Origin of the sequence: Sphingomonas sp. PP-CE-1A-559 (assembly GCF_004340965.1) — a bacterium.
Lineage (GTDB): Bacteria > Pseudomonadota > Alphaproteobacteria > Sphingomonadales > Sphingomonadaceae > Sphingomonas.
This window is the reverse complement of sequence record NZ_SLYA01000006.1, coordinates 1-18,381: the sequence shown is the minus strand read 5'-3', so window position 1 is coordinate 18,381 and position 18,381 is coordinate 1. Positions and strand designations below refer to the sequence as shown.

Sequence of the window (18,381 nt, the reverse complement as noted above, 5' to 3'; positions counted from 1 at the left end):
GAAGGACTCCGAAATCATGAGCGACACAAAAGAAACGCCCGAAGCCGCCCCGAAGAAAAAGGGCAAGATGAAGACGATCCTGATCGGCGGCGTCGCGCTGCTGGTGCTCGTCGGCGGTGGCGTCGGCGCAGGCGTCTATGCCTCCAGTGCCGGGCTGCTCGGCGGTGGTGGTCACGCAGCCGAAGCTGACGACGGCAAGCCCAAGCTTGTGCCCAAGAGCGAACAGAAGCACGCGACCGAAGGCGGCGAAGGCGGTGGTCATGGCGGCGACGAAGCAGCGCCCGAAAACCACGGCATGAAGCCCCCCGCAGGGCAGGGCGGCGACAAATATGCCTCCACCTACTACCCGCTGGAGAAGGATTTCACCTCGAATCTCCAGGACTCGGTGCACTTCGTCCAGGTCGGTGTCGCGGTCTCCACACCATACGACGACACCGTGATCACCAACCTGAAGACCAACGACATCGCGGTCCGATCGGCGATCTTGATGGCGCTCGGCGACACCACCGAAGAGCAGGTGATGAGCAGCGACGGCAAGCGCCAGCTGCAGGTCCGACTGGCGAAGGCGATCAACGATACGCTCAAGCAGAAGGAAGGATTCGGCGGCATCGGTAACGTTTACTTTACCAGTTTCGTCGTTCAGTGAGTCATGGTTAACGAGGCCTCAGCAAAGACGCGCGAGCGACGCGACCGGGATCGCTCCGGCGCGCCCAAAGAGGGCGTGTTGCACCAGGGCGTACTCGGCGGGGCCAAGCTCAATCCGTTCGGCGACCTGCACTCGCTCCAGCATTTGTCCGCCCGGTTCGCACGCGGTTTGCGCGGCGTGTTCGAGCCGTTGCTGCGCCAGGAAGTGCGCTGCTGGGCCGAGCCCTTGGTGGTCCAGCGCTTCACCGATTACCGCGCGGAACGCAGCGATGCGCTGACCGCGTGGCTGCCGCTGATCATGACGCCGGGGATGGCGCAGGCGCTGTGCATCATGGACGGCAAGTTCGTGCTCGAGATGCTCGACATGTTCTTCGGCGGCACCGGCGCTGCGCCGCACACGCTGCCGACCGAGTTCTCGCCCGCCGCCGAGGCAATGGTCGCGCGGATCGGCCAGATGATCGCGACGCCGCTGAAGACCGCGTGGGAGCCGATGGCACGGTTCGATTTTCTGCCGACGCGCGTCGAGGTGAACCCGGCGATGATCGCCGATCTCGACGGCGAGGACGCGATGATCGTCACGCGCTTCGGCATCGCCGCGGGCGCTGCGAAACCGGTGTTCCTCGATCTCGTCTACCCCGTCTCCGCGTTGAAGCCGCACGCGCCGTCGTTGACCGCGAAGGTCGTCGGCAAGTCGGCCGAGCCCGATCCGGCCTGGCGCACCGAGCTGACGCGGGCCGCGATGAACGTGCGCTTCCCGATCCGCTCGGTACTCGCCGAGCCGATCGTCAAGCTGACGATGCTGATGGACCTGAAACCCGGCGACGTGATCCCGATCACCATCTCGGGCGACGTGCCGGTGATGGTCGGCAACAACCGCCTCGGCTGCGGCACGGTCGGCACGTCCAACGGCTTCGCCGCCATCCAGCTCACCTCGATTACCCGTTTCGACGAAGGATTTGCAGCATGAACGACATGACCGGAGGCTTCCCCGTAGATGCTGCCGTCGCCGCCAATTTCCGGCTGCTCCAGGATGTCGACGTCAAGCTGACCGTCGAGATCGGCTCGACCAGCCTGACGCTGCGCGAACTGCTCGCGCTCGGCGAATCCAGCGTGATCGAGCTCGATCGCCAGGCCAACGAGCTGCTCGATGTATTCGTCAACGGCACGCTGATCGGGCGCGGCGAAGTGGTGACGGTCGGCGAGCGCTTCGGCGTGCGGATGACCGAGCTCGTGTCTCCAGACAAGCGCGGCTGAGCCCGATGCTGTGGACCTATATCCTCAAGCTCGTCATCCTGCTGCCACTCGTGTGCGGACTGATGTTCGGTTGCCTGTACCTGTGGCGCAAGTTCGAGAGCCGGATTCCGGGCAAGCCCTCGACGCGGCTGATCGGCGTCAAGGAAACGATGATGATCTCGCCGGGCCTGCGCCTCGCGGTGATCGATTTCGAGGGCCGCCGGCTGCTTGTCTCGGTCGGCCGTGGCGGCGTGCACCTGATCGACAAGGTCGACGCATGAGCGCGGCTGTTCGTCCGACGGTGACGCGCAAAGGCTCGGGCCCTGCCCTGTTTACCGCGCCGAAGCGCTCCCCGTTTTCCCGCGAACGCGGGAATCCAGGAGCCCCGAACGAAGCGCTCCCTAACCCTGGATCCCCGCGTTCGCGGGGAAACAGTTTAGTGTGGATAGGGCTCGCTCTCCTCCTCGCGCTATTCCTCGCGATGCCCGCCTTCGCGCAAGGCGTCCCCGCCCCGACCAGCCCCGCCGTCGGCGACGCGGTCGATCGCGCACTCGGCCAGCTCGGTGGTCAGGCCGCGGGCAATACCGGCCAGAGCGGCTCACTCTCGCTCAGCCTGCAAGTCCTCATCATCATGGGACTGCTCACGGTCCTCCCTGGCATCCTGCTGATGATGACCAGCTTCACGCGGATCATCATCGTGCTCGCGATCCTGCGCCAGGCGCTCGGGCTGCAGCAGACGCCGCCGAACCAGGTGCTGCTCGGGCTGTCGCTGTTCCTCAGCTTCTTCATCATGGCGCCGACGATCAGCCAGATCAACACGACCGCGATCCAGCCCTATGCCGCCGGACAGCTCGCCGGCACGCAGATGATCACGACGGCTGGCGTGCCCCTGCACGCGTTCATGGTCAAGCAGACGCGGATCAAGGACGTCACTATGTTTGCGCAGATCGCAAAGTCCGGGCCCTACGCGACGCCGACCGACATCCCCTTCTCGGTGCTGCTGCCCGCGTTCGTCACGTCCGAGCTGAAGACCGCGTTCCAGATCGGCTTCCTGATCTTCCTGCCGTTCATCGTCATCGATCTGGTCGTCGCGACTGTGCTGATGTCGCTCGGCATGGCGATGCTGAGCCCGACGATCATCTCGATGCCGTTCAAGCTGCTGCTGTTCGTGCTGGTCGACGGCTGGGCGCTGACGATGGGCAGCCTCGCCAACTCGTTCGCGACCTGACCAATGGACGCGCAATATTTCCTGACCGTCGCCAATCAGACGATGTGGGTGCTGGCGCTCGCCAGTGCGCCGATCCTGATCCCGGCGCTGCTCGCGGGCCTGATCCTGGGGATGATCCAGGCGGCGACGTCGATCAACGAGCAGACCTTGTCGTTCGTGCCCAAGCTGGTGGTGGTCGCTGTGTCGATCCTGATCTTCGGGAGCTTGATCCTGGGGTTGCTGAGCGATTTCACGATCGGGATCTTCGAGCGTATTCCGGATCTGGTAAAATGAGCGCACTTGCTGCTCCCCTTCCGCCTGTGGGAGGGGTCGGGGGAGGGGCGTGCCCCACCAACCGGACGCCAGTACGTACGTTGCGCCCTCCCCTGCCCCCTCCCGCAAGCGGGAGGGGCATTTTACAGTGCTAGGCTTCGGGCTCAGCATCGAGCCGCAGCTCTGGGCGCTCGTGTTCGTGATGATCCGCATCGGTGCGACGTTCATCGCCGCGCCGGTGTTCGGGTCCGTGTCGATCCCGCTGACCGTGCGCGTCACGCTGTCGGGCGCGATCGGGTTTCTCGTGCTTGCCGCGCATCCGATCGTACCGCCGCAGAACATCTTTGCGGTCTCCACGATCCTCTCCGCCGCCGCCGAAGCGCTCGTCGGCCTCGCGCTCGGCTTCGTGCTTCAGATCGCGTTCGCCGCACCGATGATCGCGGCCGAAGTGATCGGCGGCGCGATGGGGCTCGGTTTCGCGTCCTCGATCGATCCGCAGAACGGCAAGTCCTCCCCCGCGCTCGGCCAGTTCTTCTCGATCATGCTGACGCTGCTGTTCCTGTCGGTCGACGGCCACCTGATCCTGATCGACCTGCTGGCGAAGAGCTATGACGTCCTCCCCCCCGGCGCCGCGTGGATCGGCATCGAGCGGTTGAAGGCGATCGCGTTCTTCGGTGGCTATGCGTTCCTCGCCGGCCTGCTGCTTGCGCTCCCGGTCGGCTTCCTGCTGCTCTGCCTCAACATCGTCGTCGGCATGCTGAGCCGTGCCGCGCCCTCGCTCAACCTGTTCGCGGTCGGCCTCCCCGCCAGCCTCGCGGTCGGCGTCGTCACGCTGGCGATCGCGTTCCCGACGATGGGTGACTACATGCTCGTCATCGTCCGCGAAGGTCTCGCCGCCACCGAAAACCTGGTGCTCGGCTGATGTCGGAGGATGCCCATGTCTGAAGATTCGGGCGAAAAAACCGAAGCACCAACCGCCAAGCGCAAGAAGGATGCGGTCGAGAAGGGCGACATCCTAAAATCGCGCGATTTCGCGACCGCGCTGAGCATGCTCGCCGGGGTCGCCTGGCTGATCTACGCCGGCCCCACGCTGATCACCGCGTGCAAGGCGATCATGAGCTCGAGCTTCCAGTTCACGCACGCCGACGTCGAGGATTTTTCGCCGTGGCGCCCGCTGATGGAGGCCGGCGGCAAGCTCGCGCCATCGCTCATAACCCTGTTCATCGTCAGCATCGGCGCGGCGATCCTGAGCCAGGCGGGGCTCGGTTCGCTCGGCTTCAACGGCGGTCTGCTCGCACCCAAATACAGCCGTGTCGATCCGGCGGCGGGGCTCAAGCGCATCTTCGGTACGAACGGCTGGATCGAGCTTGGCAAGTCGCTGCTCAAAGTCATCCTGCTCGGCACGATCGGCGGCTGGATGCTGTGGAACGCCGCGCATTCGACGATGGGCCTCGCCTCGTCCGCCGATCTCAACCAGGCGCTGTCGACGCTGGGTGGGATCTTCAAGGGCATCCTGATCGCGATGGCGTTCGGGCTGTGCGCGATCGCCGGCATCGACCTGCCGATCCAGATCATCCGCCGGCTCGGCAAGATGCGGATGTCGAAGCAGGAGGTAAAGGACGAGCACAAGTCGACCGAGGGCAATGGCGAAGCGAAGGGTCAGATGCGGGCGAAGATGCGTGCGATGGCGAGCGGTGGCCTGCGGAAGTCGGTTGCGGAGGCGCATGTCGTGCTGACCAACCCGACGCACTTTGCGGTGGCGCTGCGCTATGATCGTGGCAGGGACCAGGTGCCGGTGGTGGTCGCCAAGGGGCGCGGTGCGACCGCGCTGGCGATCCGCGAACTGGCCGGCGAAGGCCGCGTGCCGATCCTCGAATATCCGGTGCTGGCGCGCGCGGTCTACTACACCAGCAAGGAGGGGCAGGAAGTCCGCGACGACCTGTACACCGCGATCGCCACGGTGCTGGCGTTCGTGTTCGGGCTGAACGCGGCGGCGGGCGGGACCACGCCCGGAGTCCAGCCCTTCGTCACCGTGCCGAAGGATGCGCGGTTCGACGAAAACGGCATGAAACAGGCCTAAACATTCGCACCGCCCGGCCGTTCTTACTGACGAGCGCGCACGTGCAGGGATTTCACGATGGTAACTTCGACCACCAGCACGACCGCCACACCGACCCCGACACCCACGCCTACCGCGCAAAGTGCCGTCAACGACGCGACGCAGGCACTGCTGAAGGGGCTGAGCGCGGGCTCCGGCGTCGATACCGGCACGTTGGTCACCTCGCTCGTCTCCGCGCAGTTCGCCGCACGGACGGCCGCGTTGAAGACCAAGTCCGACACGCTCACCGCGCAGATCTCGGGCGTCGGTACGCTCAAGAGCACGATGACCGGCTTTTCGACCGCGCTCGCCAATCTGGTGAAGGGCGGCAGCCTGCAGACACAACCGGCCAGCTCGAACGGTGCGATCCTGTCCGCCACCGCGCAATCGGGTGCCAAATTGTCGGGGCTGTCGTCGAGCATCACGGTGACGCGCCTCGCCACCGGGCAGGTCGCGCGGACGACGACCGCCGTCGACGCCGAGGATCGCGCGACATCGCTTGGCACCGGTGCGCTGACGCTGAACATCGGCGGCAAGGACACCGTGATCGACGTCGGCGACGGCAGCATCGACGCGATCGCCGCGGGTATCAACGCGTCTAAGACCGGGGTCACCGCCTCGGTCGTCACCGACGCGAACGGCGGCGCGTATCTCTCGGTCAAGGGCACGACCGGCAGCGCCAACGCCTTCACGCTTAAGGGACAGAAGGGCGACGCGCTCGACATCGGCGGCAGCACGGCGACGAAGACCAGCCTCGTCTCCACCGCGCAGAACGCGCAGCTGACCGTCGACGGGATCGCCGTCGAGCGCCCGGGCAACACCGTGAGCGATCTAGTCACCGGCGTGACGCTCCAGCTCAACGGCATATCCACCGTCCCCGTTTCGCTTACCAGCACGCCCCCGACCGACGCGCTGACGCAAGCGGTCAACGATGTCGTCACGACCTATAACGAGGTCCTGAAGACGATCACCGAACAGACCGATCCGATCACCGGCAACCTTCGTGCGGATCCCGCCGCGAAATCGCTGCTGCGGTCGTTGCAGGCCCTGGTGTCGAAGCCGCTGGTCGGTGGCGCGATCGCCGGGCTTCCGCGGTCGCTGTCGGAGATCGGCGTCGCCACCAATACCGATGGCACGCTGCGGGTCGATTCCGCGCTGCTCGCCAAACAGCTTGCGGCGAACCCCGACACGATCGAGGCGATGTTCGCGCCGCCGGGCACCAACGCGCTCGGCCTGTCCGCGACGTTGACGGCGCTGACCACCAGCGCGACCAGCACGGTCACCGGTCTCGGCGCATCGACCGTGCGCTACACCGCGGCGGAGGCCGATGTCGCCAAGCAGCAGGACAAGGTCACCGACCAGTCCGCGCAGCTGACCACGCGCCTGACGCAGCAATATGCCAGCATGAATTCGCGCGTGTCGGCGTATAAATCGACGCAGACCTTCCTCACCAACCAGATTGCCGCGTGGAACAAGGATTCGTGACCTACGCCAGCACGTTGATGCGCGACCCGTTCGCGACCTATCGCCAGATCGACGCGGTCGGCCAGACCGCTACGGCGGACGGCCCTGCGCTCGTCCAGTTGCTCTACAAGGAACTGGTCGCCGCCCTGCGCGCTGCCGCCTGGGCCTGCGAAAAGCGCAAGTTCGCGATCAAGAGCGAGCGTATCACGCGCGCCACCGCGATCCTGTTCGCACTCGAAGCCGGGCTCGACTTCGAGAAAGGCGGACAAGTCTCGGAAACGCTCGCACGACTATATGGCGGCGCGCGGAAAACCGTGATCAACGCCTCGCTTGGCCACGACCCACAGCCGTTCCGCGACTCTGCCGACATGCTCGACGAGATCGCGCAGGCGTGGCGGACCGCCAGCGCCGCGTAAACCCTACCGCTTGAACCAGTGGCGCATGGAAAAATACGCCACGACACCGACTGCGATCAGCACGCAGGCTCCGGCGATCGCATCGAACGCCCACGGCTCCTCGGCATAGGGCAGGCCCTTCACGTTCATGCCGTACAGCCCGGTCAGGAACGTCAGCGGCAGGAACACCATCGCCGCGATCGAGATGATCAGCGATCGGTTGTCGATCTGTTCGGCGCGCAGGTCGGTCAGCGTCTCGTGGATCAGCGCCGAGCGTTCGCGGATCGATTCCAGTTCCTCCGCCATTCGCGCGGCGCGGTCCGCCGCCGCCGCCAGATGCAGCCGGTCGTCGTCGGCCAGCCAGTCGCCCGGTAACGCCGCCAGCTTCTCCAGCGCCGCGCGTTGCGGGCTGAGGAAGCGTTTGTAGCCGATCGCCGCGACTCGCACCTTGCTGACCGCGCGGCGCAGTTCGAACACGCGGTTGGCGTCGAGCTGTTCCTCGCAATCGTCGAGTTCGTCGCCGAGCGTGGCCACGTCGGGATCGAGATCGGTGGTGATCGCGGTGGCGAACGCGGCGATCAGGTCGCCTGGATCGCGCACCTCGTGGTGCTCGACCATCTTCTCCACCTCTGCGACCGCGATCAGCGGCTTCCGCGTGACCGAATAGACGCGGCCCTTAACCGCCCAGATCCGCACCGACGCGAGCAGGTCGGAGGTGTCGAGCTCCTCCTTCGATCGCCCGCGCAAATTAAGGAACGCCCCGTCGCCGACCGCCTCGCAGCGCGGCCGGGTCTCGGTCGCGGTGAGCGCATCGACGACATAGTCGAGCAGCTTGGCCTCGTCGCGGAGCCAGGTCTGCGCATGCTCGGCGGTGGTCGACAAATGCACCCAGACGAGGTCGGCGGTGCAGGTGAGCGCTTCCTTGACGTCGACGCGGGTCGCTTTCCCATCGACGATCCGGAATGCGAAACCGCTCATAGTGCCATCTCGACTTCGACCGACAGGCCGGTGCCGGGATTGGCGGGCATCGCCGCGCACAGCCGCGCGGCATCGGCGCGGGCGCGGTCGAGGATCGCCGCAGGCACGTCGGGGCGGTGGTAGACCCGGTCGGCGCTGGCGAGCGCGCGCGCCTGGCGCAACGTCAGGTCCTCGGGATCGTCGGAGAGCAGGACGAGGGTTATCGCTACGTCGCGCTTTCCAGATAACTCGGCGGTTGGGGCCAACCATGCGTCGACATCATGCGTCGGCGACAGCGGGTCGAGCATACCGCCCGCCCCCATCGCCGTGGCGAGTGCCCGGCGACGCTCCCCCATATCGGGCCAGCGTTTTCGCAGGGTACCCCGCGCAGCCTGCAACGCCAGCGCGAGCTTGCCGAGATCGGCAGGGATCAGCGCCTCCAGCCGTTGTCGCAACGCCGCCGCCAACCCGGCCGACACACCGCTGGTGCCGATCGCGATCAACACCGGAGCACGGTCGACGATCGCGGGCAGCGTAAAGTCACACAGCGCCGAACGATCGACCGCGTTGACCAGGATGCCGCGCGCCTTAAGCCGCGCGACCGCGGCCAGCGCTTCCTCCTCGTCGTCGATCGCGACGATCGCGAGCGAAGCGCTAGCATCCTCGCCGACGACGTCCGCCCCCGCACGATCGAGCAAGCGCCGTTTCGCATCCGCCGCCTCGCCCTCGCCCAGCAGGATCACCGGACGACCCGCCAGCCTCACGAACAGCGGCAGGCTCTGGAGTATCACCGCTTGAGCCATTCGGGCACGCGCTCGGCGGCCAGAATCGTCTCCGGGTGGATACGGTCCGCAACTACCGCGAACCGGTCGCCATCGACCAGCACTTCGGGGACCAAAGCGCGGCTGTTGTAGGTCGAGGCCATCGTCGCTCCGTACGCGCCGGCGGTGCGGAAGATGCCGAGATCGCCTGACTTCACGACGTCGATGTCGCGGCCCATCGCGAAGGTGTCGCCGGTCTCGCACACCGGCCCGGCGATGTTCGCGGTCATCCGCTCGCCGCTCGGCTCGACCGCGACGAAATCGTGATACGCATCGTACATCGCGACGCGCGCGAGGTCGTTCATAGCCGCGTCGACGATCACATACGGATTGACGACGCCCGGCTTCACCCAGATCACCTCGGTCAGCAGCACGCCGGCATTGCCCGCGATCACGCGACCGGGCTCGAACATCAGTTCGACATCCCAATCGGCGGTCGCGCGTGCGACCATCGCGCCATACTCGGCCGGGCTCGGCAGCATGTCGTCAGGCTTGTACGGCACGCCGAGACCGCCGCCGAGATCGACGCGGCTGATCGTGTGCCCCGCAGCGCGCAGTTCGGCGACCAGCTCGCCGATCCGCGCATAGGCGGCCTCGAGCGGCGCGAGGTCGGCGAGCTGGCTGCCGATGTGAATCGCGACGCCGCGCAGGTCGAGGCCGTCATGCTTCGACAGGCGGTCGAACATCGCCACCGCCTGATCGATCGCGACGCCGAACTTGTTCTCCTTGCGCCCGGTCGATATCTTTGCGTGCGTGCCGGCATCGACGTCGGGGTTCACCCGCAGCACCGCCGGCGCGCGTTCGCCGCGCGCATGGGCGAGCGCGGCAAGAACCTCGCCCTCTTCTTCCAGCTCGAGATTGAACTGGCCGATACCGGCATCGAGCGCCTGCGCCAGCTCGCGCCGTGTCTTGCCGACACCCGAGAACACGATGTCCGACGCCGGGATCCCCGCCGCCAGCGCGCGCTGCATCTCACCGGCGGAAACGACGTCGGCGCCATAGCCCTCGTCAGCGAGCACGCGAAGCACAGCGACGTTGGGGTTCGCCTTGATCGCATAGGCCAGATGGACGCGCCCCGCGCCCTTCAGCGCGTCGCGAAACACCTGCGCATGGCGGCGGAAGGTAGCGGTCGAATAGACATAGACGGGCGTGCCGACGGCCTCGGCGATCGCCGGCAGGGCGACGTCCTCGGCGTGCATGACACCGTCACGATAGGCGAAGTGATCCATGATTCAGGTCTTCAATTCGGCGGCGGCAGGTCGAACTCGTCGCTGCGGCGTGGCTGGGAGGTGGTGAGCAGCTCGTCGCTGCGCTGCGGGCGTTGCTGCGTCGTGGGGGTCAGCAACTGCTCGGGAGTCGGCGGCGTTTTCGCACCGTAAGGCGCAATCGGGAGCGTCTTGCCCTCCGCCGGCACGAGTCCGTCCGCTGCGCCGCAGCCGGCCAGCGCCAGCGCCAAACCCACGATGCCAAAAAGCCGTTTCATGCTACCTCCCCCCGCGCCGCACGGATCGCAGCGCGCACATTGTCCGGCGCAGTGCCGCCGAAACTGGTCCGGCTGGCGACCGACGCATCGACCGAGAGCACGCCGTACACGCGTTCGTCGATCCGCGCATCGATTGCCTTCAGGTCCTCGATCGGCAGCGCATCGAGCGCGACCTTGCGCTCCTCGGCCAGCTTCACCGCGCGCCCGGTAACATGATGCGCCTCGCGGAACGGCAGCCCCGCCTCGCGTACCAGCCAATCGGCCAGATCGGTCGCGGTCGCAAAGCCGCTCTCCGCCAGCCCGCGCATCCGATCGGTGCGGAACGTCGCGCTCTCGACCATCCCGGTCATCGCCGCGATCGACAAAGCGAGCAGGTCGTGCGCCTCGAACACCGGCGGCTTGTCGTCCTGCATGTCCTTCGAATAGGCGAGCGGCAGGCCCTTCATCGTCACCATCAGCGCGGTCATGCAGCCGAGGATGCGTCCGGCATGCCCGCGGACCAGCTCGGCCGCATCGGGATTGCGCTTCTGCGGCATGATCGAGCTGCCGGTCGACCATTGATCGCTGAGCGCCACGAAGCCGAACGGCTGCGACGCCCACAGCACGAACTCCTCGGCGAGCCGCGAGAGATGCAGCGAGGTCTGCGTCGCGGCGGTGAGATACTCGATCGCGAAATCGCGGTCGCTGACGCCGTCGAGCGAGTTGGTCATCGGCCCGTCGAAGCCGAGAGCCTCGGCGGTCATCGCCCGGTCGATCGGGAAACCCGTGCCAGCCAGCGCAGCCGAGCCGAGCGGCGATCGGTTCATCCGCGCGCGCGCATCGGCAAACCGCCCGACGTCGCGCGAGATCATCGCGTGATACGCCATCAGGTGATGCCCGAGCGTCACCGGCTGCGCAGACTGCAAGTGCGTGAAGCCAGGCATCACGCTAGCCGCATGCTCTTCCGCCCGCGCAAGCAATGCCGTCTGGAACCCCGCCAGCGCCGCCAGCGCCTGGTCGATCGCATCGCGCACCCACAGCCGGAAATCGGTCGCGACCTGATCGTTGCGCGAGCGCGCGGTATGCAGCCGCCCCGCGACAGGCCCGATCGCATCGGCGAGCCGCGCCTCGGTCTGCATGTGAATATCCTCAAGGACCAGATTCTCCTCGACGCCGTGCTCGGCATAATGCGCCGCCACCGTATCGAGCCCGGCGGCGATCGTCGCGGCGTCCTCCGCCGAAACGATGCCCTGCTTGCCGAGCATCGCGACATGTGCCTTCGATCCGGCAATATCCTGCTGCCAGAGGCGCTTGTCGAAGGGAATTGAGGCGTTTATCTCGCGCATGACCGCTGCCGGCCCCTCGGCGAACCGCCCGCCCCACATCGAATTGGAACCGTCCATGTTCTCGCGTCCTGTGTTCAATTCGCGCCCCATCATCTGTTTCGTCGGGATGGGCCTGCTGGTCGCCGGCTGCGATAGGAAATCGCCCGCGCCGGAGCAAGCAAACGTCGTCGCCGCGAACACCGTGTCCGCCGACGAGGTTACGTCCGGCCCAACTCCCGACGAGGCGACCGGGCCTGCCGCCAGCACCGAAAAGCTCGACCGCAGCCACAAGGGCGAGACCGGCCCAACGGTCGCCTTCACCGCGCCAGACGGCAAGTCGGTCACGCTCGCATTGTTCAAGGGCAAGCCGTTGCTGCTCAACATGTGGGCGACCTGGTGTGCGCCGTGCGTAGCGGAAATGCCGACGCTCGATGCCGCCGCCAAGTCGCTGGCCGGCAAGGTTCAGGTGATCGCGGTCAGCCAGGATATGCAGGGCGCGGAGAAGGTGACGCCGTTCTTCGCCGAAAAGAAGTTCTCGACGCTCAAGCCGTATCTAGACCCGAAGCTCGGGCTCAGCCTCGCCTATCAGGCAAACCTGCCGACCACGATCCTGTACGATTCGGCGGGCAAGGAAGTGTGGCGGATGACCGGCGGCTATGAATGGAACACGCCCGCCGCCGCAAAGCTGATCGCCGAGGCATCGTAACGCGTTGATCCGACCCATTGATGTTGAACAGGGTGTGCCGACCCGCCTTGGTGACGAGCCAAAGGTTGATGGCGAGCCGGCACACCCCTCTAACGCGTCCGGCTATGCCAAAGGCGTAAACAACATCGAAATGCGATGAACCGAGTAACGCCCATACTGGAGGGCAAGCGCATACGGGTCGTCGTGCGGCGACCTACCAGTAGCGGCTACCCGGCTCGCCCTTGAACGGTCCGGCGAGATCTGCGGTGATCCAGCCGCCGTAAAACTCGCCGGGCTGTGGGATGACGCGTTCGCCATCGACGAAGCACCCGTCGAACGGGGTTGCATAGAACGCTATGTGGTCGCGCAAAGCTGCAAACGCGGGCGTCGGCGTCGGATAGCTCCAGGCGATATCGCGCAGGACATCGCCGGCGATCTCGACGTCGTAATAGACCGCGTTGCCCTTCCATTCGCAGAAGGATTGCCGCGTGGAGCGCCGGAGCGCCGACATCAGGATGTCGGAGGGCGGGATATAATAGCTCGGCGGATGGCTCGTCTCGATCGTGCGGACGCTGTGCCGCGTGTCGGCGAGCGTCACCCCGCGGTGCTCGATCAGGACATGACGATCGCTGCGCTGCGCGATCGCCGGACGCGGATAATCCCAGACGCTTTCCTGGCCCGGTCGCGCGGTATCGGGAACGACCGGCCTCATGCGGTGCGATCCACCTTCCGGGCGAAAGACTGGAGGCGAGGCCGAACGTGGAGAAACGCCCGATACACTCGCTCAAGCCCAGCCAGGACGACCGGGTTGCGCGCTGCCAGCCCCAGCGGTCGCAGCAGCGGGATGGCGCGCCACATCGCTGCGAAGGCCGCGGCGCCGGACAGCATCGGGTCCCCTTCGCGCGCATGGAACCGTGCCAGCATCGCATCTCGGTCGATCGGACAGCTCGTGTCGTCGTTGCTGGCATCGACGAAATCGATCGCGCCACGTCGATCGAGACGGCGCATCAGCGCGATCTCGCGTCGGCACAGCGGACATCCGCCATCGTGCCAGACCGTCAGGCGGGTCATGCCTCGTCCGGGCCGTCGGACCGGTTCCGCTCCCAGATGCGCTCGGCAAGCACGGTCGCGAACCCGAGCCAGGCGACGAACGGGACCGCAGTGGCCGCCGCGGTACGATCGACCTTCGCCGCAGCCGCGACATAGCCGGCACCGCTGGCGATCATCGCACCCGACGCGACCGCGCTGGGGCCAAGCGCCTTGCGTCGGAAGAACAGTTCGGTCCAACCACCGACCATGCCGGTATTCAGCAACCAAAGTCCGACCGCGAGGTTGCGCGGCGCATCGGCGGGGCGGCGCAACAACCGATAGCCCCCGACCGCGAGCCCGGTCTCGAGCACCGGCCATACCGCGCCGAACGCGGCGTCGGGTGGCGTGTACGCCGGCTTGTCGAGCCGTTTGTACCAGCGGCGAATACCGGGATGCGACGGGTCGGGCGCGTTACGGCGCCCGAGCACCGCGCTGGCGCCGAGCACCCCCACGACGACCGCGAGCGCAGCCGGACGGGACAGGCCACCGCCACGCTCGTCCGTGATCGTATCGCCTGGATTCTGGGTCATGCTCGCCGTCCTCATGTCCGGGCACGCCGCCCGCTGACATCACAGCGAAGCAGCAGCCACGACGTTCCGTGGCCAGCGCGGCGATCGCTACCGTCGCAGCAGCAGGATGCCCGTAGCTTGCCCCCCTCTCGTTCGGACTCGGTACGACCTACGCCGCGAACTCTTCCGGCAGAAAGCGGTCGGCCACGATCTCGAATTGGTCGCCGTCGACCAGGACCTGTGGGCTGAGCGGGCGGCAATTGTAGCTCGATGCCATCGCGGCACCGTACGCCCCGGTCGCATGAAAGACCGCGAGATCGCCGCGGCGGACCCGGTCGATATCGCGGGCGAGCGCGAACACGTCGCCGCTTTCGCAGATCGGTCCGGCAATGTTCGCGACCATGCGTTCGCCGTCCGGCGCGACGGCTTCGAAGCGGTGGAAGGCATCGTACAGCACTGGTCGAGCCAGATCGTTCATCGCGGCATCGACGATGACGAAGGGGCGGTCCGCCCCGGGCTTTACCCAGATCACCCGCGTCATCAGGACGCCGGCTAGTCCTGCGACGACCCGCCCCGGCTCGAAAATAAGGTCGACGTCCCAGTCGCGCGTCACCTTAGCGACCATGGCGGCATAGGCGTCGAGCGTCGGAACCACGTCGTCGACACGGTAGGGGATGCCGAGGCCGCCGCCGAGATCGACGCGGGTTATGCCGTGGCCGCGCGCGCGCAGGTCGATGACCAGCGAACCGATGCGCTCGTACGCGGCCTCCAGTGGTGCAAGGTCATGGAGCTGGCTGCCGATGTGGAGCGCGACCCCGACCAGATCGAGGCCATCGAGTCGTGACAGGCGATCGTACATTGCGGGCGCATCGGCGATCGCCACGCCGAACTTGTTCTCGCGCCGGCCGGTAGAGATCTTGGCATGGGTGCCGCCGTCGACGTCGGGATTGACGCGCAATACCGCGACCGCCCGCTTGCCACGCGCCTGGGCAAGCGCGGCGAGCACCCGCCCCTCCTCCTCGAGCTCGAGGTTGAACTGCCCTATGCCGGCGTCGAGTGCGTCGGCGAGTTCCCTGTCGGTCTTGCCGACCCCGGAGAAGACGATGTCCGATGCGGCGATACCGGCTCCGAGCGCGCGGCGCATCTCTCCGCCCGAGACGATGTCGGCACCGAAGCAGCAGCCGGCCAGCAGATGCAGCACCGCGCTGTTCGGGTTTGCCTTGACCGCGAACGCCGTCCGCGTTCGCGGCAGGATCGACAGCGCCGCTGTGAAACGCCGGGCCGCGTCGCGCAGTGCAGCCGCCGAATAGACGTGGACCGGCGTACCGACGGCTTCGGCTATGGCCGACAACGGCACGCCTTCGGCACACAGGACACCGTCCCGCCGATCGAAATACGTCATGATGATCCTGAAGGCTCGAGGCCAGGGATGCGGTTGATCGAGTCGGCGGCGATAGCGGCGGACGCGGACGGCATGGATCACTTCGGCGGTTCGTGCATGACCGTGGCGTTCGGCGCGAAGTGCGATGATGACCCGCTTGCCGTTGATCGCCAGTGTCAGGCCTAGCAATGCGAAGGGGAATACGAACATCGCGCGTGCCGAGCCGTCCATCGCAACCGCGACGCTGCACGCGCCCACGCACAATGCCAGGCCGATCCCCCGCCATAGGATGTCACGCTTCGTCATGCTTCGGTACCGACGGCATGCCACGTCGCGTCGTCGCCGATGACGATCCGCGCTTCACTCCCCAACGCCGACGCCACCTCCGGCCGCCGGTCTTTCGCCATGCCGTGACAGATCACGAGATCGGCTGGCAGGTCCTGCTCCGCCCGCAAGGCGGTGACCATGTCCGCCACCTCGAACGTCGTGCCGATCGCAAGGTTGGTGCAACGGTTCGCCGCCGCGCGGGCGCGACCGATCAGCGCGGGCGATCCGTCGATCCCGCGCCCCTCGATCGCCGTGAAACCGAGCGCCCGGGCATGATGCACCGCTTGCAGGAGGAGCGAGCCCGCGCCGCAATCGGCATCGACGATGCGGACCGCGTGACGACCGTCTTCGCGCAACGTTGCAAGGGCGGCGGCGATGACCGGCCAACGCGGATCGTGGGTCGCGGTTTTCGACCCTGGCATCGCAGTTTTGGTCGCGATCTTCGGGCTTGAGGCGGGGTGATAGATGTCGCGCTCGGCCTGGGCGTAGCTCATCGCCGCGCCGTAGGAGATGAAACGCCCTTCGAGATTGCGCCTGCTGTCCTGCACGAGCCAATGCCCTGCGCGATCCTGGCCGACATAGATGACGAGCCCAGTAGAGAGCCCGGTAGGATCGGGTTCCGATATGGTTTCAGACGACATGTCGCCTCGTTGCCTTTCGTATCACGAGCATCGTGCCCGCGCTCATGATCTACGAGCCGCGACATAGCGCTGCGAGATCGATCCCCACGGATCGCATAGCGCGCGCATAGTGCGGCCCTCACTTCACCGCGTTTGGGCGGGCGGAGGCGCATGAACACAGCGGCGCAGTGGCCTGCTGGTACCGACTACGGGTTACCGGAAATCGGCGCGCATGGCTCGGCGATCGACCCGATAGCGCTGTGCCGAGGGATTGTCGGTCAGTACACGCGCTGCAACCCCTGAAGGCGAAACCAAGCGCTACTGACGTGGCGACTATCGGCGCAATATAGCCAACGCAGCGTCAGGATCATCGGCATCACGACCAAGAGCGGGCTGTTCCAAACCAACCGCACAGTGTCGCTGTATGGCTGCGACCACGATACGACCAAACCGAGCTTTACCTATAGCGGCTCGAACGATGCCACACACTATTGGGTATCGGACGACTATTGCCACGAAGCGCTTGGGAGCGGCGTCGGCATGGGTGCAGCATTATGGCCACGTCGCAACGTGTTTTGGGTGTGGGCAAGGCGTTCGGTTAGGCCGTCAAGTTGCGAAGGGCATCATCCGGGTGCCCCTGGCCGGCACCACCCCTTGGGTCGCTCCTCATGCGCAAAGCGCGATCAGGACCGCCGACAGCGTCGCAAGAACAACTGTCCGATCAGCACTTCGAGAATGGACTGGCTGCGCTTCAGCGGCTCAGCGGCACGATGTCGCCGAACCCGTGGCCTTGATCGTCGTCAGGCTGGAACAGGTGAACGCGGCATACAACACAGTTGCGACGTGCGGATCGAAGCCGGATCCGCCGCACGCACCGGGCGCGTGCATCTCAAGCGTGCCAGAGGCGATAGTGAATGCCCATTTCTTCAGCATTCGCGTGGCCGTTTATAGCTCAACCTGTCCCTGCTACTCGTTCGACAACCACGCGGATCGCCTCCCGACTAAGGGGGGCCGCATCGATCGAGTTGTAGATGCCGACACCCTCGATCAGTGCATCCAGCGCACGCGCGGTCAGCGGGTCGAAAAAGCGACCGAGCGCGACGCGGCTGCTGTCCATCCACTGTTGCATCACTGCCGTGACCGGGGGCTGCCGCGCGGCAAAGGCATAGAGTTCATAGCTGAGCAGCAACGTGCGTGGTTCGGCCCAGACCGAGTCGGCGATGATATCGATGATAGCTTCCACCGCCTCTCTCCGATCGGCGGCCCTCTCCAGACGCGCCTTGAATGCCTCCGAAGCCTGTGTTGCCAGTTGTAGAAAGGCGGGGGGAAGACGTAAGCCTGAAACACGTTCTGTCATTATTGGCGGGCGCGTCGGGCACGAGCCACAATTCGCCGCTGCTTGAGGTGGAGCTTTCCAACCTCACGCAAAATCTTCTGGGCGGCCTTGTCAGTCCCATCCTAATGGACATGATCTCGGACCGCGAAGCGGAACTCGCGCGGCTGTCGGCTCAGACTGTCAGCGCGACGGCGCGCAAACCCGCGGATATCCTGCCGCCTCCGGTTCTGCTGGAGCGTTTCAGCCAGAAGGTAACCGCGCTCCGGACGTCCCTAGACGATGTAACTATCCGTTCCGAGGCCGCGTCTGTCCTCGCGACACTCATCGAGAGCGTAACGATCTACCCGAACGGCGAGCATGGTCCGGAGGCGGAGGTGGTGGCGAAGGTGTCGGATTTGCTGGCCTGGGCCACAAACGACAACGCCGCCCGTAAGGGCGGCGATCGTAGTTCTATAGAGTTGGTTGCGGGGACAGGATTTGAACCTGTGACCTTCAGGTTATGAGCCTGACGAGCTACCGGGCTGCTCCACCCCGCGACGGTTCCTGTTGAGGAA

At 66.1% G+C, this 18,381-nt stretch carries 23 protein-coding genes and 1 tRNA gene; 11 read left to right on the top strand and 13 right to left on the bottom strand.

Going from position 1 to position 18,381, the window contains the following annotated elements:
• Positions 1-16: 16 nt before the first annotated feature.
• From C8J42_RS15820 to C8J42_RS15775, 10 genes are all read left to right on the top strand, one after another.
• A complete protein-coding gene (locus tag C8J42_RS15820) occupies positions 17-646 on the top strand; it encodes a flagellar basal body-associated FliL family protein (RefSeq protein WP_133020837.1) in 630 nt (209 codons plus the stop codon).
• Positions 647-649: 3 nt separating this feature from the next.
• A complete protein-coding gene (locus C8J42_RS15815) occupies positions 650-1,612 on the top strand; it encodes a flagellar motor switch protein FliM (protein ID WP_056061632.1) in 963 nt (320 codons plus the stop codon).
• Positions 1,609-1,899, top strand: a complete 291-nt coding sequence (fliN, locus tag C8J42_RS15810) for a flagellar motor switch protein FliN (RefSeq protein WP_056054132.1) — start codon at positions 1,609-1,611, stop codon at positions 1,897-1,899. The genes C8J42_RS15815 and fliN overlap by 4 nt, the downstream gene beginning before the upstream one ends.
• Positions 1,900-1,904: 5 nt before the next feature.
• The gene (locus C8J42_RS15805) at positions 1,905-2,159 is read left to right on the top strand and encodes a flagellar biosynthetic protein FliO (protein ID WP_056054129.1); all 255 of its coding nucleotides are present in this window, start codon (positions 1,905-1,907) and stop codon (positions 2,157-2,159) included.
• Between the two features lie 200 nt (positions 2,160-2,359).
• Complete coding sequence (gene fliP, locus C8J42_RS15800; protein ID WP_243644527.1) at positions 2,360-3,106, top strand: flagellar type III secretion system pore protein FliP; 747 nt, start codon at positions 2,360-2,362, stop codon at positions 3,104-3,106.
• A gap of 3 nt (positions 3,107-3,109) precedes the next feature.
• Positions 3,110-3,379 carry a flagellar biosynthesis protein FliQ gene (fliQ, locus tag C8J42_RS15795; protein WP_055874447.1) on the top strand — a complete coding sequence of 90 codons (270 nt, stop codon included), beginning with the start codon at positions 3,110-3,112 and terminating at the stop codon, positions 3,377-3,379.
• 127 nt (positions 3,380-3,506) lie between these two features.
• Positions 3,507-4,280, top strand: coding sequence for a flagellar biosynthetic protein FliR (fliR, locus tag C8J42_RS15790; RefSeq protein ID WP_120299629.1), 774 nt, complete (start codon positions 3,507-3,509; stop codon positions 4,278-4,280).
• 15 nt (positions 4,281-4,295) lie between these two features.
• The gene (locus C8J42_RS15785; protein WP_120299630.1) at positions 4,296-5,438 is read left to right on the top strand and encodes a flagellar type III secretion system protein FlhB; all 1,143 of its coding nucleotides are present in this window, start codon (positions 4,296-4,298) and stop codon (positions 5,436-5,438) included.
• 57 nt (positions 5,439-5,495) lie between these two features.
• Entirely contained in the window at positions 5,496-6,941 is a 1,446-nt protein-coding gene (gene fliD / locus C8J42_RS15780; RefSeq protein WP_133020836.1) for a flagellar filament capping protein FliD, read from the top strand.
• Positions 6,938-7,336 (top strand): flagellar protein FliS, encoded by a 399-nt coding sequence (locus C8J42_RS15775; protein WP_082441390.1) that lies wholly within the window; start codon positions 6,938-6,940, stop codon positions 7,334-7,336. The genes fliD and C8J42_RS15775 overlap by 4 nt, the downstream gene beginning before the upstream one ends.
• Before the next feature lie 3 nt (positions 7,337-7,339).
• On the opposite strand, the gene C8J42_RS15770 is transcribed toward C8J42_RS15775, so the two are convergent.
• From C8J42_RS15770 to argH, 5 genes are read right to left on the bottom strand one after another with little or no spacing between them, the layout of a single operon-like run.
• Positions 7,340-8,293, bottom strand: coding sequence for a zinc transporter ZntB (locus C8J42_RS15770; protein ID WP_107951764.1), 954 nt, complete (start codon positions 8,291-8,293; stop codon positions 7,340-7,342).
• Complete coding sequence (locus tag C8J42_RS15765) at positions 8,290-9,063, bottom strand: bifunctional precorrin-2 dehydrogenase/sirohydrochlorin ferrochelatase (protein ID WP_243644515.1); 774 nt, start codon at positions 9,061-9,063, stop codon at positions 8,290-8,292. Before C8J42_RS15765 ends, C8J42_RS15770 begins: the two co-directional genes overlap by 4 nt.
• Positions 9,060-10,322: a diaminopimelate decarboxylase gene (gene lysA, locus C8J42_RS15760; protein ID WP_133020834.1), complete on the bottom strand. Its 1,263-nt coding sequence runs from the start codon at positions 10,320-10,322 to the stop codon at positions 9,060-9,062. The genes C8J42_RS15765 and lysA (C8J42_RS15760) overlap by 4 nt, the downstream gene beginning before the upstream one ends.
• Positions 10,323-10,333: 11 nt before the next feature.
• Entirely contained in the window at positions 10,334-10,576 is a 243-nt protein-coding gene (locus tag C8J42_RS15755; protein ID WP_133020833.1) for a hypothetical protein, read from the bottom strand.
• Complete coding sequence (gene argH, locus C8J42_RS15750) at positions 10,573-11,958, bottom strand: argininosuccinate lyase (RefSeq protein WP_243644513.1); 1,386 nt, start codon at positions 11,956-11,958, stop codon at positions 10,573-10,575. Before argH ends, C8J42_RS15755 begins: the two co-directional genes overlap by 4 nt.
• Here argH and C8J42_RS15745 point away from each other — a divergent pair.
• Positions 11,957-12,586 carry a TlpA disulfide reductase family protein gene (locus C8J42_RS15745; RefSeq protein ID WP_133020832.1) on the top strand — a complete coding sequence of 210 codons (630 nt, stop codon included), beginning with the start codon at positions 11,957-11,959 and terminating at the stop codon, positions 12,584-12,586. The genes argH and C8J42_RS15745 overlap by 2 nt on opposite strands.
• Positions 12,587-12,779: 193 nt before the next feature.
• Here C8J42_RS15745 and C8J42_RS15740 read toward each other — a convergent pair whose 3' ends face one another.
• From C8J42_RS15740 to C8J42_RS15710, 8 genes are all read right to left on the bottom strand, one after another.
• Entirely contained in the window at positions 12,780-13,277 is a 498-nt protein-coding gene (locus C8J42_RS15740) for a DUF427 domain-containing protein (RefSeq protein WP_133020831.1), read from the bottom strand.
• The gene (locus C8J42_RS15735; RefSeq protein WP_133020830.1) at positions 13,274-13,636 is read right to left on the bottom strand and encodes a DUF393 domain-containing protein; all 363 of its coding nucleotides are present in this window, start codon (positions 13,634-13,636) and stop codon (positions 13,274-13,276) included. The genes C8J42_RS15740 and C8J42_RS15735 overlap by 4 nt, the downstream gene beginning before the upstream one ends.
• The gene (locus C8J42_RS15730) at positions 13,633-14,184 is read right to left on the bottom strand and encodes a TspO/MBR family protein (protein ID WP_133020829.1); all 552 of its coding nucleotides are present in this window, start codon (positions 14,182-14,184) and stop codon (positions 13,633-13,635) included. The genes C8J42_RS15735 and C8J42_RS15730 overlap by 4 nt, the downstream gene beginning before the upstream one ends.
• A 148-nt stretch (positions 14,185-14,332) precedes the next feature.
• On the bottom strand, positions 14,333-15,565 hold the full coding sequence (lysA, locus tag C8J42_RS15725) for a diaminopimelate decarboxylase (RefSeq protein WP_133020908.1): 1,233 nt from the start codon (positions 15,563-15,565) through the stop codon (positions 14,333-14,335).
• Positions 15,566-15,846: 281 nt separating this feature from the next.
• Positions 15,847-16,512: a methyltransferase domain-containing protein gene (locus C8J42_RS15720; RefSeq protein ID WP_243644511.1), complete on the bottom strand. Its 666-nt coding sequence runs from the start codon at positions 16,510-16,512 to the stop codon at positions 15,847-15,849.
• Between the two features lie 738 nt (positions 16,513-17,250).
• Positions 17,251-17,424, bottom strand: coding sequence for a hypothetical protein (locus C8J42_RS20200; protein ID WP_165895513.1), 174 nt, complete (start codon positions 17,422-17,424; stop codon positions 17,251-17,253).
• A gap of 19 nt (positions 17,425-17,443) precedes the next feature.
• A complete protein-coding gene (locus C8J42_RS15715) occupies positions 17,444-17,848 on the bottom strand; it encodes a hypothetical protein (RefSeq protein WP_347812416.1) in 405 nt (134 codons plus the stop codon).
• Positions 17,849-18,286: 438 nt separating this feature from the next.
• A tRNA-Met gene (locus C8J42_RS15710) sits at positions 18,287-18,363 on the bottom strand.
• Positions 18,364-18,381: the final 18 nt, after the last annotated feature.

Coding starts and splice junctions, on each gene's coding strand:
- C8J42_RS15715 (WP_347812416.1), bottom strand. CDS start 17,848: ATGACAGAACGTGTTTCAGGCTTACGTCTTCCCCCCGCCTTTCTACAA.
- fliD (WP_133020836.1), top strand. CDS start 5,496: ATGGTAACTTCGACCACCAGCACGACCGCCACACCGACCCCGACACCC.
- C8J42_RS15740 (WP_133020831.1), bottom strand. CDS start 13,277: ATGAGGCCGGTCGTTCCCGATACCGCGCGACCGGGCCAGGAAAGCGTC.
- C8J42_RS15755 (WP_133020833.1), bottom strand. CDS start 10,576: ATGAAACGGCTTTTTGGCATCGTGGGTTTGGCGCTGGCGCTGGCCGGC.
- fliN (WP_056054132.1), top strand. CDS start 1,609: ATGAACGACATGACCGGAGGCTTCCCCGTAGATGCTGCCGTCGCCGCC.
- C8J42_RS15720 (WP_243644511.1), bottom strand. CDS start 16,512: ATGTCGTCTGAAACCATATCGGAACCCGATCCTACCGGGCTCTCTACT.
- C8J42_RS15785 (WP_120299630.1), top strand. CDS start 4,296: ATGTCTGAAGATTCGGGCGAAAAAACCGAAGCACCAACCGCCAAGCGC.
- C8J42_RS15820 (WP_133020837.1), top strand. CDS start 17: ATGAGCGACACAAAAGAAACGCCCGAAGCCGCCCCGAAGAAAAAGGGC.
- lysA (WP_133020908.1), bottom strand. CDS start 15,565: ATGACGTATTTCGATCGGCGGGACGGTGTCCTGTGTGCCGAAGGCGTG.
- fliQ (WP_055874447.1), top strand. CDS start 3,110: ATGGACGCGCAATATTTCCTGACCGTCGCCAATCAGACGATGTGGGTG.
- C8J42_RS15815 (WP_056061632.1), top strand. CDS start 650: ATGGTTAACGAGGCCTCAGCAAAGACGCGCGAGCGACGCGACCGGGAT.
- C8J42_RS20200 (WP_165895513.1), bottom strand. CDS start 17,424: ATGCTGAAGAAATGGGCATTCACTATCGCCTCTGGCACGCTTGAGATG.
- C8J42_RS15770 (WP_107951764.1), bottom strand. CDS start 8,293: ATGAGCGGTTTCGCATTCCGGATCGTCGATGGGAAAGCGACCCGCGTC.
- argH (WP_243644513.1), bottom strand. CDS start 11,958: ATGGACGGTTCCAATTCGATGTGGGGCGGGCGGTTCGCCGAGGGGCCG.
- C8J42_RS15805 (WP_056054129.1), top strand. CDS start 1,905: ATGCTGTGGACCTATATCCTCAAGCTCGTCATCCTGCTGCCACTCGTG.
- fliP (WP_243644527.1), top strand. CDS start 2,360: ATGCCCGCCTTCGCGCAAGGCGTCCCCGCCCCGACCAGCCCCGCCGTC.
- C8J42_RS15745 (WP_133020832.1), top strand. CDS start 11,957: ATGTTCTCGCGTCCTGTGTTCAATTCGCGCCCCATCATCTGTTTCGTC.
- C8J42_RS15730 (WP_133020829.1), bottom strand. CDS start 14,184: ATGACCCAGAATCCAGGCGATACGATCACGGACGAGCGTGGCGGTGGC.
- lysA (WP_133020834.1), bottom strand. CDS start 10,322: ATGGATCACTTCGCCTATCGTGACGGTGTCATGCACGCCGAGGACGTC.
- C8J42_RS15735 (WP_133020830.1), bottom strand. CDS start 13,636: ATGACCCGCCTGACGGTCTGGCACGATGGCGGATGTCCGCTGTGCCGA.